Below are 18,454 nucleotides of genomic sequence, written 5' to 3'. Positions count from 1 at the left end.
TGCTGCGGGGTCGGGACCCTCAGCCGCACCGTCCCCGGCAGCCCGGCTCGCGGCGCCACGGTTCGGCCGCGCGCTGCAGCCGCGCCGGCAAGTCCGAGCCCGGATGAAAGGGGCCGCACAGCAGACTGACGCAATAGTCGATCACGCGCGCGCGCCCCGGCGGATTCAGCATGCCATGGTCAAGGCCTTCGACGGTCTCGATCTGCAGTTGCGCGAACCCGGCCAGGCCTTCCAGCTTCGGCCCGAAAAAACGGGCCAGCTCGAATGGCCCGGGATCCGCCGGGCCGAACAGCAGGCGCAGGACCGTGCCGCGCGCATCGAGCGCGCGCAGCAGGGCCTCGATCTCCTGCTGCTCCGGCGGCGCCGGCCTGGGCAAGACCGTGGCGGCGTCGAAGCCGGCCCCGCCCTCTTGCTCCGTGGGCGCGCTGCGGCCATGGATCAGCCAGCGTGGCCGGGTAAAGGTCTCCCTGCGCAGCAGGCGCTGCAGGTTCACCAGGACGGCCCCCACCACGCCGGGATGGGCCGCGGCTGCATGCAGGCTGACATTCGCACCGTAGCTCACGCCGAACGTCACGATTTCCCGGTGCCCGTGGGCCTGCAGCCAGTCGCAGGCGGTCACCGCATCGAGATAGCCATCCGGATCGGCAGGTACGGCCGGCACCGCCTGCGCGCCGACCGATGCATCGCCGATGCCACGCACATCGATGCGGAACGAGGCAATGCCGTGCGCGGCAAGTTGCCGCGCCAGCATGACGCTGCCGCGACCGGCGCCCACATGGTGCGTGCCTCCCGAATTGTTGATCAGCACGGCCGGCCGCTCGAGCCGCTGGGCGCGCGGCTCGCACAGCATGCCGAACAGGCCCTGGCCAAAGCGGACCGGCGTTTCCACCCAGTCGCCCGCGCGCAGGCAGGGTTCCACTGCGGCCACGGCAAGGCGTGCCGCCGCCGCGCGATGCCCTTGCCCGACGCTACCGCCGGCCGGCGCCAGGGCAGCGAACCAGTCTGAGACGGCCGCGAAGGTCGCGTCGGGTGGCGTGCAGTACAGCGGATCCTGCAGCCAGCCGACCACTTCGGGAAACGGCGCCGTGCGGACCCGCGCGCCCAGCGCGGCATAGTGCCGCGCCAGCGGTTCGCCCTGCGCCGCACCGGCAATGAAAACATGCGGCGCCGGCGCGCGCCCGGCCTCCAGCAGATCAATCCGCGCGAACGCGTCGATGGCAGCCGCCGGGAAATGAATGCCAAGGATGTCCGTGCCGTCCTGCCGGTGCCCCGGCGCCGTCTGCTCCACCGCGCGCCCGGCCAGCGAGCGCCAGGTCTGCGCGATCATCTTCATCTCGCGCACCAGCATGCGCCCCTGCGCCACGGGCGCGAGCAGCGCCAGCCCGGCGACGTCGAGCCCGCCCGCGCGACGCGCGGCCGCCAGCGCGGCCAGCGATGCCCCGCCACGCACGCCGAGCAGTACGATCTCGCGCGCGCCGGACAAGCGCAGCAGCAGCTTGCCTGCCCCGCCGATCGACGCCACGCACGAATCGACGCAGGACGGCGGCGCTTCATCGCCGGCATCGCATTCGCCCGAATCCCCGGTCCCGGGATAGTCGAACCGCAGCACCGGCACGCCCTGCGCCGCCAGCTGCTCGGCCAGGCGTGCCAGGCCGGCATGGGTCCACAAGGCCTCGTGGCCGATCGCGTTGCACACCAGCAGCGCGCGCGGACCGCGCGCGGCGTGATACCAGCCGAAACATCCGTTGAAATGCAAAGGCGTCATGGACGAACTCCGTGCGCGCCGGGGGCCCGCGGGTACGACGGGAACATGCGGATATCAGAGCGCAAGGGCGTCATTGCGGCGGCGCTCGTTCCCCCCTTCTTTGCCACCAGCCAGGCGCTCGTACCGGGCCAGCAACAGGGCGCGATCGATCTTGCCGTTCACGTTGACCGGAAAGTCGTCGAGACACACGATGCGGTCGGGCCGTGCATAGACCGGCAGGCTTTGCTTGCAGGCGTGGCGGATACGCGCCGTGCGCGCGCCCCTTGCCCCCTGGGCCTCGGCAGCGGGCGCCAGCACGAATGCCACCAGGCCAACCGGCTTGCCGGCCTCGTCCAGCGGCCACGCCAGCACCGCACACTGGGCGCTGCCGCTGGCGGCCTGCACGACCTGTTCGATCTCCTGCAGTTCGATGCGATTGCCACGGATCTTGACCTGCGTATCGATGCGCCCGTGGTAAAGCAGGCCATCGGGCGACGCGCTCACGGCATCGCCGGTGCGGTACCAGCGGCGATAGCTGCGCCCGGGATAGGCGCGCGCAAAGAAGCGCGTGTCGTCGAGCGGGTTGTCCGACAGGTAGCCGCTCGCCAGTTGCAGGCCGCCGACCAGCAGTTCACCTCGCGCGCCCGCTGGCACCGGCACGAGATACTTGTCGGCCACCACGACCTCGATGCCCGGGTAGGGCTGGCCCAGCGGCACCGCGGGGCGCGATGCATCCGCGAGAAATGCCGGCGTCAGCTCGAAGGTCAGCACGATGACCGTCGTTTCCGTGGGGCCGTAGCCATTGACGATGCGCGTGTTCGGCGCTGCCTGCGACCATGCCTGGGCAAGCGTCTTGGGCAGCGCCTCGCCGCCCATCAAGGTCATCTTCACGCTTGGAAAGGCACCCGGCGCCAGCTTGCGGAACTGCTGCAGCAAAGCCAGGACGGAGGGCACGCTGGCCCAGTGGGTGATCTGGTGCTCGCGGATGAAGCCCGCCAGGTAGAGCGGATCCTGCAGCGCCGGCACATAGAGGCAGCCGCCGGTGGCCCAGCACACATGCACGTCGTGCACGGAAAAATCGAAGGTGAGATCGGCGAACTGGCTGAAGCGGCCGCCGGGCTCGCAAGGATAGCGCTGCATGTGCGCGCTGACGTAAGCCACTGCGCTGCCGTGCGGGATCATGACCCCCTTGGGCGGCCCGCTGGTGCCCGAGGTGAAGATCAGGTAGGCCAGGTCATCCTGCGCGACGAGGGCCGGCCAGGGCGGCGGATCGTGAACGAATGGCGCGGACGGGGTCGGCGCATGTTGTGGGTCGCCGCCCGGAGAATCCCACGCTTGCGCATCGAGCATGACGATGCGCAGGTCCGGCGGCAGCAGCGGCATGAGCGCGGCCAGTTGCGGCGCGCAGACATGGTCGACCAGCATGACGCGCGCACCGGAGCGCGCCACGATGGCCGCGTTGCGCGCAGCGGGAAAGCGCGGGTGGATCGGCACGTAGGCCATGCCGGCGGCCAGCACGCCGAGCAGGCCGGCGTAGGCGCACGCGCTGCGATGCGCGAAAAGGATGCAGTTGCGGTTCGCGCCGCCGGCAAACGGGGTCAGCGCGGCGCTGACGCCTTGCGCACGGGCGCGGACTTCCTCGTAGGTGTAATAGCGCCCCTCGACCCACAATGCATGATCAGCCGGGCTCTGCGCGGCCGAATTGAAGAAAAATGCGTGCAGCATCCTGCCTGCCTCCCACCCCTGGGTACCGGCCCGGGAAGACGCCGGCACGACTGCTTCCCCACTGAAATGGCACCGGCTCGCAGGGCCGTGCTCTATCGCCCGCCATTGCTTTCACGGCGCCGCGCTGTCCTGCCAAGGTATGCCGCTTCGCAATTCAAAACAAGCTGCGATGCTTTCAATGTATTGAACCTATACCTACAAGGGGGTAGTCCGAATGGCGGATAGGCGTGTGGCCAATCGCACGCTGGGGCCAAAACGCCGCAGCGTCATATGCCGTGGCGCGGCGGCGCACGCCGCGGCCCGCGGCTCGTTTCGCCATTGTCACGCGAGGCGCGGCCCGTAAGCGGCCGCCGGCACCGGGCGATGGTGGCAGGACGACTGCGCGATGGGCACGCCGGCCCTTCCGCCAGACGGCTTAGTCCACCGAAACAGGCAGTGCGCACAGACATTCGCCAGCCGATTGTGACGTGCCCGACAGTTCAGATCACGCCCTGCCCGCGCAGCGTCCGCAAGGACTCCTGCGTCAGCCCGAGCGCGCCATAGATATCCGCGTTGTGCTCGCCGACTCCGGGGCCGCTGCGCGGCGCAGGCGCGTCGTGTCCGGAAAAGCGCGGCACCACGCAGGGCGCCGGCACGGTGCCGAGGTCGGGATCGGGCAGGCGCACGACGGCCCCGCGCGCCTGGAAGTGGGGGTCGTCCAGGATATCGGCGATGGTGAAGATCTTGCTGAACGGAACCTCGTGCGCCGCCAGCGTGGCGGCGGCGTCCGCATAGGCATGCGCGGCGAACCAGGTGGCGATCTCTGCGTCGAGCGCATCGATATGGCGCACGCGCGAAGGATTGCTGGCGTAGCGCGCGTCCTGCGCCATCGCCGGCTGCCCGAGCGCGGCGCACAGGCGCCGGAAGATCGGGTCGGACGACGCCACCAGCGCTTGCCGCGGTTGGTGATCTTCCAGTAGAGCGACAGATCGCCCTTGACCGGCGCCAGCCCGCGCAGCGGGTCCGAGCCGTCGGGCAGCTCCAGCTTGACCACGTCGGCGCCCATGTCGGCGCACAGCGTGCTTGCGAACGGCGCGGCCACCACGGTGGCCATGTCGAGGATGCGGATGCCGGCCAGCGGGCCGGCGCGGCGGGAAGGCTGTTGAGCGCTGTCTTGTGTCATGTCTTTCTCAGGGTTGCCCGCAGGCCCGGGCAGCGCGGCAGGCGCGGCGGCGCAAGAGGTGGCGGCAGAGGTGGCGGCATGCATCGTGACGGCCCTCAATCCAGCGTGGTGCCGGTCGACTTGACCAACGCGGCCCACCAGCGCGAATCGTTGCGGATCTGCGCGGCGAACTGTTCCGGCGTGTTGCCGACCGGCTCGGCGCCGAGATCGGCAAGGCGCTTGCGCATGGCCTGCGACGCCAGGATCTTCACGCTCGCCTGGTTCAGCCTTGCGATCACCGCCGGTGGCGTGCCGGCCGGTGCCATCAGGCCCTTCCATGCGGTCACCACGAAGCCCTTGACGCCGGCTTGCTCGGCGGTCGGCACGTCCGGCAGCGCGCTTGCGCGCTGCTCGCTCGCCACCGCCAGCGCGCGCAGCTTGCCGGATTGCATATGCGGCATCAGCGCGGGCATGTTGTCGATCATGAGGTTGATGTGGCCGGCGATGAGGTCGGCCACCGCCGGGCCGCTGCCCTTGTAGGGCACGTGCTGGAGCTTGAGGCCGGTGAGCTGGTTGAACAGCTCGCCGCCGAGCTGGGCCGGCGAGCCATTGCCGGGCGAGCCGAAACTGAGCTGCGCGGGATGCGCCTTGGCATAGGCGATGAATTCCTTCAGGTTGCGCACCGGCAGGCCCGCGTTCACCACCATCAGGTTGTGCTCGCGCACCAGCATGACCACGGGTGCCAGGTCGCGCGCCGGGTCGAACGGCATCTTGGCGTAGAGACTGGGATTGATCACCGTGGGACCGGCGGCGGCCAGCAGCAGCGTGTAGCCGTCCGGCGCCGCGCGCGCGACGAGCTCTGCGCCGATATTGCCGCCGGCGCCGGGCCGGTTCTCCACGATCACCGTCTGGCCGAGTTCGTCCTTGAGGCGCTCCGACAACAGCCGCGCCAGGATGTCGGTGGAGCCGCCGGGCGCGAACGGCACCACCAGCCGGATCACCTTGCCGGGATACGGCGCGTCCGCCAGCGCGGGCCGCAGCGGGACCAGCGCGCCCAGCAGCATGGGCAGGGCGGCGAGAATGTGTTTGATCATGGTGTCTCCTCGGACGATGGGCGCACGCCGCGGGCAGGCTCAGCCGCGCGCGGCGGCAAGCGCGAGCGTGCGCTTGGCGATATTGAGCTGGTGGATCTGGCTGGTGCCTTCGTAGAGGCGGAACAGCCGCACGTCGCGATAGAAACGCTCGATGCCGAAATCGGCGATATAGCCGTAGCCACCGAACATCTGCACGCAGCGGTCCGCCACCCGACCGCACATTTCGGACGCAAAGTATTTGCAGATCGACGCCTGCATGGTCACGTCCTCGCCGCGGTCGCGTGCGCGCGCCGTTTCCAGAACCAGCGCGCGCGCGGCGTGGATCTCGGTCTGGCAGTCGGCGATCAGGGCCTGCACGAGCTGGAAATCGGCCAGCGGCTGGCCGAACTGGCGGCGCTCGCTGACGAAGCGCACGGCTTCGTCGAGCATGCGGATGGCGGGCCCCGTGCACAGTGCCGCCAGGTGGATGCGTTGCTTGTTGAGCACCTTCATCGCGGTGCGGAAGCCCTGCCCTTCCTCGCCACCGATCAGGCTGGCGGCCGGCACGCGGCAATCCTGGAAATGCACTTCGGACACGGGCGATCCGGCCTGCCCCATCTTCTGGTACGGCTGGCCGGTGCTCAGGCCCGGCGTGTCGCGCTCGACCAGGAACGCGGAGATGCCGGCGGCGCCGCCGCGCTCCGGGTCGGTGCGCGCCAGCACGGTAAACAAGCCGGCGATGGGCGCATTGGTGATGAAGCACTTGCTGCCGTTGAGCACGTAGTGATCGCCCTCGCGGCGCGCGGAAGTACGCAGCGCTGTGGCGTCCGAGCCGGCCTCGGGCTCGGTGAGCGCGAAGGCGCCGGTGAGCGCGCCGCTGGCCAGCAGCGGCAGGTAGCGCTGCTTCTGCTCGGGCGTGCCGTCGGCCACCAGCGCTTCCGAGCCGATGCCGGTATTGGTGCCGACGCGCGCGCGGAACGCCACCGAGCACTGCGACAGCTCGATGGCGGCCAGCACCAGTTCCTCGGTGGTCATGCCCGCGCCGCCGTAGGCCTCCGGAATGGAATAGCCGAACAGGCCGGCCCCGGCCATCTCGCGCACCAGTGCCGCCGGCACCTCGTCGCGCGCGGCCACCTCGGCCTCGCGCGGCACCAGCCGTTCGCGCACGAAACGGCGCAGCTCCGCCAGGAAAGGCTGGAAGGTTTCCGGGTCCCTGATCATCTGTCTGTCTCCACTGTTCTTTCCGCCCTGGGGGGACGGTGTGCGAAGCAGCGTAGTAAGCGGCGCGCGGAAACAGGACCGTTGTTTCGCTATCTTGAACCCCAGATCCGCCGCGCGAGGCGGCGATGGCTATGATGGAGGCTCGTTCCCCACAGCCCTGCCGCCCATTCATGCCAAGCCGCCCGCATCATCCCGATCCGGCCTTCGCCACCACGCTGGCGCACGGGCTGGCGCTGCTGCAGTGCTTCCGCATGGGCGAGCCGGTGCTGAGCAACAAGGAGCTGGCCGAACGCACCGGGCTGTCCAAGGCCACGATCTCGCGCCTCACCTACACGCTGGCCGCGCGCGGGCTGCTGCACTACGACGGCGAACTGCGTCGCTACCGGCTCGGCACCACCACGCTGTCGCTCGGCTATCCGCTGCTGGCCAGCATGCGCGTGCGGCAGCTGGCGCGGCCGCTGATGAAAGCGCTCGCCGACCGCGTCGGCGGCTCGGTCTCGCTCGGCCTGCGCGACCGCTTGGAGATGGTCTATGTGGAAACCAGTCGCGGCCATGAAGCCATCGCGTTCCGGCCCGACATCGGCGCCACGCTGCCGATGCTGGCCACGGCGATGGGCCGCGCCTGGCTGTGCCGGGCGCCGCAAGATGCACGAGAGAGCGTGCTCGCGGCCTTGCGCGAGACCGAGCCCGCGCAGTGGCGCGAACACGGCGCGGCGCTGGAAGAGGCCGCGCACGACCTGGCCACGCGAGGCTTCTGTCTTGCGCGCGGCGAATGGCAGTCAGACGTGCATGCGGTCGCGGTGCCGATGCACGAGCCGATCGACGGGGAGATCCTGGTGTTCAACTGCGGCGTGCCCGGCGCGCGCATGGCGCCGCGCAAGCTCGAACGCGACATGGGCCCGCGGCTGCTGCGGCTGGTGCACGGCGTCGAAGCCGCACTGGCAAAGGCATGACGATGCAGCCTGCAGGGCAAACCGGCGAACGCGACCGCCAGTTCGCCAGCACGCTGGCCCGCGGCATCGACATCCTGCTGGCCTACCGGCCCGGCGAGGCCCTGCTCGGCAACGCAGACTTCGCGCGGCGCGCGGGCCTGTCGAAATCCACCGTGGCGCGGCTCACGCACACGCTCTGCGCGCTGGGCTACCTGCGCCACGATGCGGCGCTGGGCAAGTACCGGCTAGGTGCTGCCGTGGTGTCGATGGGCTATCCGCTGCTGGCGGGCATGCAGGTCCGCCAGATCGCGCGACCGCTGATGAAAGCGCTCGCCGACCACGTCGGTGGCGCCGTGTCGCTGGGCATGCGCGAGCGCACGCGGATGATCTACGTGGAGACCGCGCGCTCGACCGACAGCCTGGTGGTCACGCCCGATATCGGCGCGGCGCTGCCCATGCTCGCCACGGCGATCGGGCGCGCCTGGCTGGCCCGCGCGCCGGCCGCGGAGCGCACGGCGGTGCTCAACCGGCTCAGGCTGGAGGATCCGGAGATGTTCCGGCGACTCGCACCGGCGGCGGAAAGAGCCCGGCAGGATTTTGCGCGGCGCGGCTATTGCATCAACCGCGGCGAATGGCGCGATGAGGTGTACGGCTTCGCGGTGCCTTTGCTGCAACCCGTGGACGCGCAACTGCTCGTGCTCAACTGCGGGGTGCCGGCACGCGCGGGCAGCTTCGCCGCGGTCGAGAAGGACGTGGCGCCCCGGCTGGTGACGCTGGTGCAGACGGTCGAAGGCCTGCTCGGGATGCGCTGAACGACAGAGACGCTGCGTGGCAGCGTCCCTGTCCTGTCACCGGCGACAGGACGCCGGTGACAGGACGCCGGCTAAGCCCGGCTAACCCGGGCCAACCCTGGCCAACGCTTAACTGACGCGCTCCAGCACTGCGGCAAAGAAGCCGTCGGTCTGGTGCACGTGCGGATAGAGCGCCAGCATTTCGGCATCCTCGGGCAAGCCCGGCACCACGATCTTCTGCTCGGCCAGCACCTGCGAGGCCGGCACCAGGCGGAAGCCCGGATGCGAGCCGAGGAAACCGCGCACGATGCCCTCGTTCTCGGCCTCCAGCACGCTGCAGGTGGCATAGACCACGCGCCCGCCGACCTTCACCAGGCGCGCGGCGGACTCGAGGATCGATGCCTGCTTGGCGGTCAGCTCCAGCACCGACTGCGGCGACTGGCGCCACTTCAGGTCCGGATTGCGCCGCAGCGTGCCGAGGCCGCTGCAGGGCGCGTCCACCAGCACGCGGTCGATCTTGCCGGCCAGGCGCTTGATCTTGGCGTCGTGCTCGGAATCGATCTGCACCGGATGCACGTTGGACAGCCCGCTGCGCGCCAGGCGCGGCTTGAGGTTGGCCAACCGCTTCTCGGACACGTCGAATGCGTAGAGACGGCCGGTCGAGCGCATCAGCGCGCCCAGCGCCAGCGTCTTGCCGCCCGCGCCCGCGCAGAAATCGACCACCATCTCGCCGCGCTTGGGTGCAACCAGGTTGCACAGCAACTGGCTGCCTTCATCCTGCACTTCGACCAGGCCATTGACGAACAAGGGCAGCTGGTTCAGCGCAGGCTTGCCAGCCAGGCGGATGCCCGCGGGCGCCATCGGCGTGGCCTCGGCCTTCAGGCCTGCGGCCTCCAGCTCGGCCAGCGCGGCTTCGCGCGAGGTCTTGGCCAGGTTGGCGCGCAGGTCCAGCGGAGCCGGGCGCAGCCAGGCATCGCCCAGCGCTTCGACGAAGGCCGCGTCGTGGCGCGCCGCGAGCTCGTCGAACAGCCACTCGGGCAGGTTGGCGCGCACGCGCGGGGCCAGGCTGGCGCGTTCGATGGTGGTCAGCCGGTCCAGCCACTCGCCTTCCTCGGGCAGCAGGAAGGGGGTCAGCACGTCGCGGCCGAGCGTGGCTGCCAGGCCCAGCAGGGCGAGGCGGCGCTGCGAGGCGCCCGTGCCGGAAGCGGCGAACTGCGAGAACTCGACCCGCCGGCGCAACACCGCGAACACGGCTTCGGCGATGATGCCGCGCTCGCGGTGCCCCAGTTTCGGGTTTTCGCGGAAGTAATAGCTCACCACCACGTCGGACGGGCGCGTGAACATCAGCACCTTGCCCAGCAGGCGGTCGATGTGCTGGATATGGACGGCGTGCAGGCCGCCGTGCGGCGCGCGGCCCTGCTGCGGCGCGTGGCCGTCGCGGCTGTCGCTGGTGCGCGCGGCCTGGCGGATCGGCGTGGCCTTGCGCTTGTTGCGGACGGGCTGGCGTGCCCCTGCGGTATTCCGGCTCATGACTGCACCTCCTTAGCGGCAGCAAAGGCCGTGAAAAGCTGGGATTCGGCGGGGTCGACGCTGACCACGCCGGCATGCACGCGCAGCCGGTCCTCGACGAACCAGCGCACTGCGCGCGGGTAGATTGCGTGTTCGGCCGGCAACAGGCGCTCGGCCAGGCTCTCGGGCGTGTCGCCGGGCAGCACGTCGAGCGCGGCCTGGACGATCACCGGGCCGTGATCGAGCTCGGGTGTGACGAAATGGACGCTTGCGCCATGCACTTTGACGCCTGCCTCGATGGCCTGGCGATGCGTATGCATGCCGGGAAAGCAAGGCAGCAGCGAAGGATGGATATTCAGCATGCGCCCCGCATATTTGTCGACAAACCCCGGCGTCAGGATACGCATGAAGCCGGCCAGCACGACCAGATCGGGGGCATGGGCATCGATGGCAGCACCGAGCGCCGCGTCAAAAGAGGCGCGATCTGCATATTTCTTGTGATCGACCACGCCGGTCGGCACGCCATGATCGGCGGCGAACTGCAGGCCTTCGGCATCAGGCCGGTTGGACAGGACGGCCGCCACGCGCGCCGGCCAGCCCTCGGCGGCACAGGCGCGGACGATGGCTTCCATGTTGGAGCCACGCCCTGAAATCAGGATAACGATATTTTTCATCGCGCAATTCTACCAAGGGAGGACCCGTACACGACCAAAGCGAGCGCATTAGGCACTTAAAACACGCTAAACCCCCGTCGGCGCAACGATTTGCATGGCCTGCGCGCAACGGTGTTCCTTGTCGCATGATTGTGACGCCTCGCCCGCTCTGCTAGAGTGGCTGCTATCGTCCACGCGCAGACCGTTTCACGCGGCTTCAAGTGACAACAAGGACGAAGTGAGAAATTAGACGGGATATCGCATGTCGAACGCTGCACCGACCTTGCTGGTGGTCGATGATCATCCAATGGCCTTGTCCGGCACCACCGCCTTCCTGGCGGAAGTGATGCCCGACGTCGCGGTCCATGCCGCCGGGAGCGCCAAGGAGGCGCTCACCACCTTGCAACAGGGGTTGCGCCCGGACATCGTGCTGCTCGATATCTGGCTGACGGACGGCACCGGCTTCGATGCCATGCAGGCGCTCAAGACGCTGGTCCCCTCCGCGCGCTTCATCTTCATGTCGGCCGAAGCCACGCCCGAGATCGTGGGCCGTGCGCGCGCGCTGGCCGCCTACGGCTTCGTCGGCAAGCACCTCGACGCCAATGCCTTCACCGCGGCGGTACGCAAGGTGCTGGCGGGCGACACCTCCTTCCCCTCCGACGAAGCCCTCAACGGCCGCGCCCAGTCCTTCGGGCCGGCCCACGGCATTCCTGTCACTCCGGCCGAACTGGGGCTGACCCCGCGCCAGGGCTCGGTGCTCGCGCTGGTGCTCGAAGGCCTGCCCAACAAGGTCATCGCACGGCGCCTGGGACTGACCGAGAACACCGTCAAGGAACACGTCTCGGCCATCCTGCAACGGCTCGGCGTGCGCACGCGCATGCAGGTGATGTCGCGCATGGAGCGGTTCCGCCTGCGCCAGTAAGCGCACGAAGCCCGGCGGATCGGGCCGGGAAGCACGATCAGCACGATCAACTCGATCAGCGCGATCGGATATCTGCATGATCGGAATGTTCGGAACAAGGCGAAGCGCTGGGCGTGCAACTTTGCAAACGGCGCTGGCCGTGGCCGCGTAACGCGGCGCCGGGACCTTCCGATGGCGCCTGTCAGGCCGGGCGCAGCCAGCGCCGCAGCAACAGGCGCAGCGCCGCCGGATCGACCGGCTTGGGCAGCACGAAGTAGCCGGCTTCCTCGGCCGCCGCCAGCGCGTCGGATTTCAGGTCGCCGGACAACAGCGCGCTGCGCGCCTGCGGCTGCGTGTTCTGCCAGCGCTCGAGCAGGTCCAGGCCATTCTCGCTGCCAGGCAGGCGCAGGTCGCAGAAGATGATGTCCGGCTTGAGCCCCTGCCCGAACAGGTGGTCGGCGTCCGCGCCGTGGGCCGCGCAGGCTACCTCGATACCCCAGGCTTCCATCAGCGCGATCCAGGCCTTGCGGATCTGCGTATCGTCGTCCACCACCAGCACGGTGCCGCGCAGGCGGTCCGGCTTGGCGTCCTCGGCCTGCGCCGAGGCGCGCACGGCCCGGATCGTGGCGACGGTCTCGGCCTCCACCGGCGCCAGCGAGAACCAGAATACCGACCCCCGCCCCGGCACCGAGCGCACACCATAGGTGCCGCGCATCAGGCGCACGCACTCCTTGAAGATGGCCAGCCCCAGCCCCAGCCCCTGGGACGGATCGCGCTGCGGGTTATGCACCTGGTAGTAAGGCGAGAAGATATCGGGCAGGTGCTCCGGCGTGATGCCGGCGCCGGTGTCCCACACCTCCACGCGGATATGCTTGCGGCGCTCGCGCGCGGTCACCAGCACGCCGCCGCGGCGCGTGTAGCGCAGCGCGTTCTGCACCAGGTTGAACAGCGCGCGGCGCAGCAGCACCGGCTCGGCCATGGCATACAGTTCCTCAGGCACGCGCGGCGTCAGCGTCAGCCCGCTTTCGCGCGCATCCGCGGCGAACTGGCTCATCACCTCGTTGATGAGATGGCCGAGTTCGCACGGCTCCAGCGTGGGCAACACCTTGCGGCCTTCGAGCTTGGACAGGTCCAGCAGCGAGCGGAACAGCAGGTCGATGGTCTGGGTGCCGGCCGCCACCTGCTCGACCAGCGGATGCAGCGAAGACGACTTGTTGCGCGCGCGCAGCGCCTCGACCAGCATCACGAGCGCATGCACGGGCTGGCGCAGGTCATGGCTGGCGGCGGCGAGGAAGCGGGATTTCTCCTCGCTGGCGTGCAGCGCCCTTTCCTTTTCTTCCTGGAACTGCTTGGCCAGTCGCCGGCTGTCGCTTTCGAGCTGGATCGCCCGCACCAGCGTGCGCTGCAGGTTCAGCGCATGGCGCGTGAGCATGATGGCGTAGACCATCAGCAGCAGTTGCACGTAGGTGCCGTGACCGGGAAATGCATAGTCGGCCAGCAGGATATTGGGCACCAGGATCGGGACGCCGGCGTAGACCAGGTTCGACGGCACCGGCGACTGGGCGGTGACCCCGCCCGCCAGCACGCCGAGCGCCAGCAGGTACAGCACGCTGGAGAACACGGTCGAGCCGGTAAAGAGATGCAGCAGGGCGGAGCTGCCCCAGGTCAGGCCGGTCAGGAAGGCCATTGCCCGCATATTGGCCCACCACTTGCGCGTATGCGCCGAGCGGCTCATGGTGGCGCCGTCGCGCAGGTAGCCGAAATAGAACCAGCCCGTAGCGGTGGTCAACACCAGCATCACGCCGCACCAGCCCAGCAGCGCGGCATGGTCGGCAGCGGACCAGAAGGCGATCGCGGTCAGGACCGGCAGCACCAGCGAGGCGACGATGGCGGTGGGAGAGACGCGGTGGATGGTCGCCAGCAGCTTGGCCCGCGTGTCGGTATCGAGCGGAGGCCCTGGCGGCGGCAGGATTCGGTTGAGCAGCGCGATCAAGGGAAGGGCTGGGGCGTCGGAAGCGATCCGCCGTATCATGCCGCCTTTTGGGGCGCGGCGCCACGCCGATGGGTCGATCCGTGCACAAAAACGCCAGCTCCCGGCCCCGCTGCGGCGCGGCCGGGCGAAACTTGCCCCCCATTCGCCTTATAATGCTCGCTTTATCCGAACGCCTGACGCCGTCCTCGTGAAAGTCTTCCGTGGCCTGCCCAATGCCGAGAGCCGTGCGCCCTGCGCCCTCACCATCGGCAATTTCGACGGTGTCCACCGTGGCCACCAGTCGCTGCTCGCCCGCGCGCGCGCGGCGGCAGACGCGCGCGGCCTGCCGCTGTGCGTGATGACCTTCGAGCCGCACCCGCGCGAGTTCTTCACCCCGGACAAGGCGCCCACGCGCATCGCGCTGCTGCGCGACAAGCTCGAGAGCCTGCGCCGCAACGGGGTCGACCGCGTCGTCGTCGAGCATTTCAACGCCCATTTCGCCGCCCAGTCTCCGCAAGCGTTCGTGGAGAACGTGCTCTGGCATGGCCTGCACACGCGCTGGCTGCTGGTCGGCGACGATTTCCGCTTCGGTGCCAAGCGTGCCGGCGACTTTGCCTACCTGCAGCAGGCCGGCGGCCAGTTCGGCTTCGACGTGGAACAGATGGGTTCGGTCTCCGAAGGCGGCGTGCGCATCTCCAGCTCCGCGGTGCGCCAGGCGCTGGCCGACGGCGATCTCGAGCATGCGCGCCGCCTGCTCGGCCACGGCTACGCCATCAGCGGCCACGTGATCCATGGCCGCAAGCTGGGGCGCGACCTCGGTTTCCCCACCCTCAACCTGCGCATCTCCCACAAGCGGCCGGCGGTCAGCGGCATCTTCGTGGTGCAGGTGCACGGGCTGGGCGAGCATCCGGTACCGGGCGTGGCCAGCATCGGCGTGCGCCCGACCATCGAGGATGCCGGCCGGGTCCTGCTGGAAGTCCACCTGTTCGACTTCAGCGAGAGCATCTACGGCAAGCTGGTGCGGGTCGAATTCATGAAGAAGCTGCGCGACGAGGCCCGCTTCGACGGCCTCGAAGCGCTGACCGCGGCCATCGCCAAGGACAGCGCGGACGCCCGCGCCTTCTTCGGCCTGACCGCGCCGGGCTCGCCCGCGGGCACCACGCTGGCAGCGGGCGGGCGCGACTTCGCCACTTCCGCCACCGACCGAATTAGCTAGCGCCCCGTTCCCGCGCAGCGGGACCCGGGTCGCTACCCCTTCAAAACCGTGGCTTCCCCGCAGCCTGCCCACGCCGTACCGCGCGCCCGCACCCAGCCGAGCTAGTGCCCCGCGCGGCAACCGAATTGCCCCGAGAATCGACATGTCCAACGACAAACGCGCCAAGCCCGAAAAAAGCAAGTATCCGGTCAACCTGCTCGAGACCCCCTTCCCGATGCGCGGCGACCTGCCCAAGCGCGAGCCGCTGTGGGTCAAGCAGTGGCAGGAAAAGCAGATCTACAAGAAGATCCGGGCCGCCCGCAAAGGCGCCAAGAAGTTCATCCTGCACGACGGCCCGCCGTACGCCAATGGCGACATCCACATCGGCCACGCCGTCAACAAGATCCTCAAGGACATGATCGTCAAGGCGCGCGGCCTGTCCGGCCTCGACGCGGTCTACGTGCCGGGCTGGGACTGCCACGGCATGCCGATCGAGATCCAGATCGAAAAGCAGTTCGGCAAGGGCCTGCCGGTGCAGGAAGTCCAGTCGAAGGCGCGCGCCTACGCCACCGAACAGATCGCCCGCCAGAAGCTGGACTTCGAGCGCCTGGGCGTGCTGGGCGACTGGGAACACCCCTACCTGACCATGAACTACAGCAACGAAGCCGACGAGCTGCGCGCGCTGGGCAAGATCATGGAAAAAGGCTACGTGTTCCGCGGCCTCAAGCCGGTGAACTGGTGCTTCGACTGCGGCTCGGCGCTGGCCGAGGCCGAGGTCGAGTACAAGGACAAGACCGACCTCTCGATCGACGTGGGCTTCCCCTTCGCCGAGGCCGACAAGCTCGCGCATGCGTTCAAGCTGCCCGCGGCACAGCTGGCCGCCAAGCCCGGCTGGATCGTGATCTGGACCACCACGCCGTGGACCATCCCGTCCAACCAGGCGCTCAACGTGCACCCGGAAGTGGAGTACGCGCTGGTCGACACGCCGCGCGGCTACCTGATCCTGGCCACCGAGCGTGTCGAGGAACAGCTCAAGGTCTACGAGCTCGAAGGCAGCGTGCTGGCCACCACCACCGGCGCGGCGCTGTCGGAGATCCGCTTCCACCATCCGCTGGCCAAGATGGACGCGGGCTACGACCGCCTCTCGCCGGTCTACCTGGGCGACTACGTCACCACCGATACCGGCACCGGCATCGTGCACTCGGCGCCGGCCTACGGCGTGGAAGACTTCCAGTCGTGCAAGGCGCACGGCATGAAGGACGCCGACATCATCAGCCCGGTGATGGGCGACGGCGTCTACGCCAGCACCCTGGCGCTGTTCGGCGGCGAGAAGATCTGGGACGCCAACCCGAAGATCGTGGACACGCTCAAGGCCTCGGGCAACCTGTTCAACTCGCACAAGTACACCCACAGCTACATGCATTGCTGGCGCCACAAGACGCCGATCATCTACCGCGCCACCTCGCAGTGGTTCGCGGGCATGGACGTGGACCCGGTCGACGATGGCCCCACCCTGCGCGAGACCGCGCTGGCCGGCATCGAGGCTACCGAGTTCTTCCCCGCCTGGGGCAAGCAGCGCCTGCACAACATGATCGCCAACCGGCCCGACTGGACCCTGTCGCGCCAGCGCCAGTGGGGCGTGCCGATGGCCTTCTTCCTGCACAAGGAAACCGGCGCGCTGCACCCGCGCACGCCGGAACTGCTGGAAGAAGTGGCCAGGCGCGTGGAGCAGCACGGCATCGAAGCCTGGCAGACGCTGGACCCGAAGGAGTTGCTCGGCGACGAGGCCGCCCTCTATGAGAAGAACCGCGACACGCTCGATGTCTGGTTCGACTCCGGCACCACGCACTGGAGCGTGATCCGCAGCTCGCACCGGGAAGACCTGTACGATCCGTCGGCCGACCTGCCCGAAGGCCGCCTGGCGGACCTGTACCTGGAAGGCTCGGACCAGCACCGCGGCTGGTTCCACTCCTCGCTGCTGACCGCCTCGATGCTGTATGGCAAGCCGCCCTACAAGGCGCTGCTGACGCACGGCTTCACCGTGGACGGCGAAGGCCGCAAGATGTCGAAGTCGGTCGGCAACACGGTCTCGCCGCAGGATGTGTCGAACAAGATGGGCGCCGAGATCATCCGCCTGTGGGTGGCTTCGACCGACTACTCCGGCGAACTGTCGATCTCCGACGAGATCCTCAAGCGCGTGGTGGAGGGCTATCGCCGCATCCGCAACACGCTGCGCTTCCTGCTGGCCAACCTGGCCGACTACGACCACGCGCAGCATGCGCTGCCGGTGTCGGAATGGCTGGAGATCGACCGCTACGCGGTGGCGCTGGCCGACCGCCTGCAGCGCGAGATCCTGTCGCACTACGACGGCTACGAGTTCCACCCGGTGGTGGCCAAGCTGCAGACGTTCTGCTCGGAAGACCTCGGCGGCTTCTACCTCGACGTGCTCAAGGACCGCCTCTACACCACGGCCGCCGGCTCCAAGGAGCGCCGCGCCGCGCAGAACGCGATCTACCACATCACCCAGGCCATGCTGCACTGGATGGCGCCCTTCCTCTCGTTCACCGCCGAGGAAGCCTGGCAGATCTTCGGCCACGGCACCGAGCACCGCGACACCATCTTCACCAGCACCTACTACGAGGTGCCGGCGGTCGACCAGGCCGACGAGCTGCTGCAGAAGTGGCACGCCATCCGCGAAGTACGCGCGGAAGTCACCAAGCAACTGGAGTCGGTGCGCGTGGACGGCGAGATCGGCTCGTCGCTGCAGGCCGAGGTCACCATCCAGGCCGGCGGCCCCGTGCTGGCCGCGCTGCAAAGCCTGGCCGACGACCTGCGCTTCGTGCTGCTGACCTCCGCCGCCAAGGTGGCGCCCGCGCCGGAAGGCGGCGACCTGCTGGTCACGGTCACGCCGTCGGTGCACGCCAAGTGCGAGCGTTGCTGGCACTACCGCGCCGACGTCGGCCGCGACCCGGCCCACCCTACCCTCTGCGGCCGCTGCGACAGCAACCTGTTCGGCGCCGGTGAACACAGGAGCCACGCCTGATGGCCACCACCACCACGCGTAGCGCGCGCGGCACCAAGCGCGCCAGCAAGGGCAGCAGCACCACGCCGCTGCTGTGGCTGGCGTTCGCCCTGCTGGTGATCGTGCTCGACCAGTTCTTCAAGATCGTCATCGTCCGGACCTTCGCCTACGGCGAGTCGCGTCCCGTGACCGGCTTCTTCAACCTGGTGCTGGTCTACAACAAGGGCGCGGCGTTCAGCTTCCTGGCCGACGCCGGCGGCTGGCAGCGCTGGTTCTTCACCGGGCTCGGCGTGGTGGTGGGACTGTTCATCGTGTGGATGCTGTACCGCCACACCGGCCAGCGCCTGTTCTGCTTCGCGATCTCGCTGATCCTGGGCGGCGCCATCGGCAACGTGGTGGACCGGGTGGCCTACGGCCATGTGATCGACTTCCTCGACTTCCACATGCGCAACTACCACTGGCCCGCGTTCAACGTGGCGGACTGCGCCATCACGGTGGGCGCGGTGCTGCTGATCGTCGATGAACTGCGCCGCGTGCGCCGCCACTGAGGGCGGCCGCCGGCGGCAGGCACGCGC

The 18,454-nt window shown here is 69.0% G+C and carries 13 protein-coding genes and 1 pseudogene; 6 read left to right on the top strand and 8 right to left on the bottom strand.

All coding sequences use genetic code 11. From position 1 onward, the window contains the following. Positions 1-19: 19 nt before the first annotated feature. The 5 genes and pseudogenes from AC1DKV_RS27395 to AC1DKV_RS27375 all read right to left on the bottom strand — a co-directional run bounded on the left by AC1DKV_RS27395 (position 20) and on the right by AC1DKV_RS27375 (position 6,904). Positions 20-1,765 (bottom strand): alpha/beta hydrolase, encoded by a 1,746-nt coding sequence (locus AC1DKV_RS27395; RefSeq protein ID WP_441618566.1) that lies wholly within the window; start codon positions 1,763-1,765, stop codon positions 20-22. Between the two features lie 54 nt (positions 1,766-1,819). Continuing rightward, entirely contained in the window at positions 1,820-3,469 is a 1,650-nt protein-coding gene (locus tag AC1DKV_RS27390) for an amino acid adenylation domain-containing protein (RefSeq protein WP_441618565.1), read from the bottom strand. A 479-nt stretch (positions 3,470-3,948) separates the two neighbouring features. Beyond that, positions 3,949-4,631: pseudogene (locus tag AC1DKV_RS27385) on the bottom strand (CoA transferase). A 95-nt stretch (positions 4,632-4,726) separates the two neighbouring features. Further along, complete coding sequence (locus AC1DKV_RS27380) at positions 4,727-5,704, bottom strand: Bug family tripartite tricarboxylate transporter substrate binding protein (protein WP_441618563.1); 978 nt, start codon at positions 5,702-5,704, stop codon at positions 4,727-4,729. 39 nt (positions 5,705-5,743) lie between these two features. Further along, positions 5,744-6,904, bottom strand: a complete 1,161-nt coding sequence (locus AC1DKV_RS27375) for an acyl-CoA dehydrogenase family protein (protein WP_441618561.1) — start codon at positions 6,902-6,904, stop codon at positions 5,744-5,746. A 170-nt stretch (positions 6,905-7,074) separates the two neighbouring features. On the opposite strand from AC1DKV_RS27375, the gene AC1DKV_RS27370 reads away from it, so the two are divergent. Together AC1DKV_RS27370 and AC1DKV_RS27365 are read left to right on the top strand one after the other, a co-directional pair. Further along, positions 7,075-7,857: an IclR family transcriptional regulator gene (locus AC1DKV_RS27370; protein ID WP_441618559.1), complete on the top strand. Its 783-nt coding sequence runs from the start codon at positions 7,075-7,077 to the stop codon at positions 7,855-7,857. Further along, positions 7,854-8,648, top strand: coding sequence for an IclR family transcriptional regulator (locus AC1DKV_RS27365; RefSeq protein ID WP_441618557.1), 795 nt, complete (start codon positions 7,854-7,856; stop codon positions 8,646-8,648). Before AC1DKV_RS27370 ends, AC1DKV_RS27365 begins: the two co-directional genes overlap by 4 nt. Before the next feature lie 108 nt (positions 8,649-8,756). On the opposite strand, the gene AC1DKV_RS27360 is transcribed toward AC1DKV_RS27365, so the two are convergent. Then, positions 8,757-10,157, bottom strand: coding sequence for an RsmB/NOP family class I SAM-dependent RNA methyltransferase (locus AC1DKV_RS27360; protein ID WP_441618555.1), 1,401 nt, complete (start codon positions 10,155-10,157; stop codon positions 8,757-8,759). After that, the gene (purN, locus tag AC1DKV_RS27355) at positions 10,154-10,810 is read right to left on the bottom strand and encodes a phosphoribosylglycinamide formyltransferase (RefSeq protein WP_441618553.1); all 657 of its coding nucleotides are present in this window, start codon (positions 10,808-10,810) and stop codon (positions 10,154-10,156) included. Before purN ends, AC1DKV_RS27360 begins: the two co-directional genes overlap by 4 nt. Positions 10,811-11,051: 241 nt before the next feature. On the opposite strand from purN, the gene AC1DKV_RS27350 reads away from it, so the two are divergent. Further along, positions 11,052-11,711 (top strand): response regulator, encoded by a 660-nt coding sequence (locus tag AC1DKV_RS27350; protein WP_441618551.1) that lies wholly within the window; start codon positions 11,052-11,054, stop codon positions 11,709-11,711. Between the two features lie 181 nt (positions 11,712-11,892). Here the strand turns inward: AC1DKV_RS27350 and AC1DKV_RS27345 are convergent, their stop codons facing one another. Further along, positions 11,893-13,722: a sensor histidine kinase gene (locus tag AC1DKV_RS27345; protein WP_441618549.1), complete on the bottom strand. Its 1,830-nt coding sequence runs from the start codon at positions 13,720-13,722 to the stop codon at positions 11,893-11,895. A 148-nt stretch (positions 13,723-13,870) separates the two neighbouring features. Here AC1DKV_RS27345 and AC1DKV_RS27340 point away from each other — a divergent pair, with 148 nt between their 5' ends. From AC1DKV_RS27340 to lspA, 3 genes are all read left to right on the top strand, one after another. Beyond that, positions 13,871-14,878 carry a bifunctional riboflavin kinase/FAD synthetase gene (locus tag AC1DKV_RS27340; RefSeq protein ID WP_441618547.1) on the top strand — a complete coding sequence of 336 codons (1,008 nt, stop codon included), beginning with the start codon at positions 13,871-13,873 and terminating at the stop codon, positions 14,876-14,878. A 142-nt stretch (positions 14,879-15,020) separates the two neighbouring features. Continuing rightward, positions 15,021-17,900 carry an isoleucine--tRNA ligase gene (gene ileS, locus AC1DKV_RS27335; RefSeq protein ID WP_441618545.1) on the top strand — a complete coding sequence of 960 codons (2,880 nt, stop codon included), beginning with the start codon at positions 15,021-15,023 and terminating at the stop codon, positions 17,898-17,900. Then, positions 17,900-18,427, top strand: coding sequence for a signal peptidase II (gene lspA, locus AC1DKV_RS27330; protein ID WP_441618543.1), 528 nt, complete (start codon positions 17,900-17,902; stop codon positions 18,425-18,427). The genes ileS and lspA overlap by 1 nt, the downstream gene beginning before the upstream one ends. The last annotated feature ends 27 nt before the right edge of the window (positions 18,428-18,454 follow it).

It is taken from the genome of Cupriavidus sp. 05T41 (genome assembly GCF_056396525.1).
This window is presented reverse-complemented; position numbering and strand designations above follow the sequence as displayed.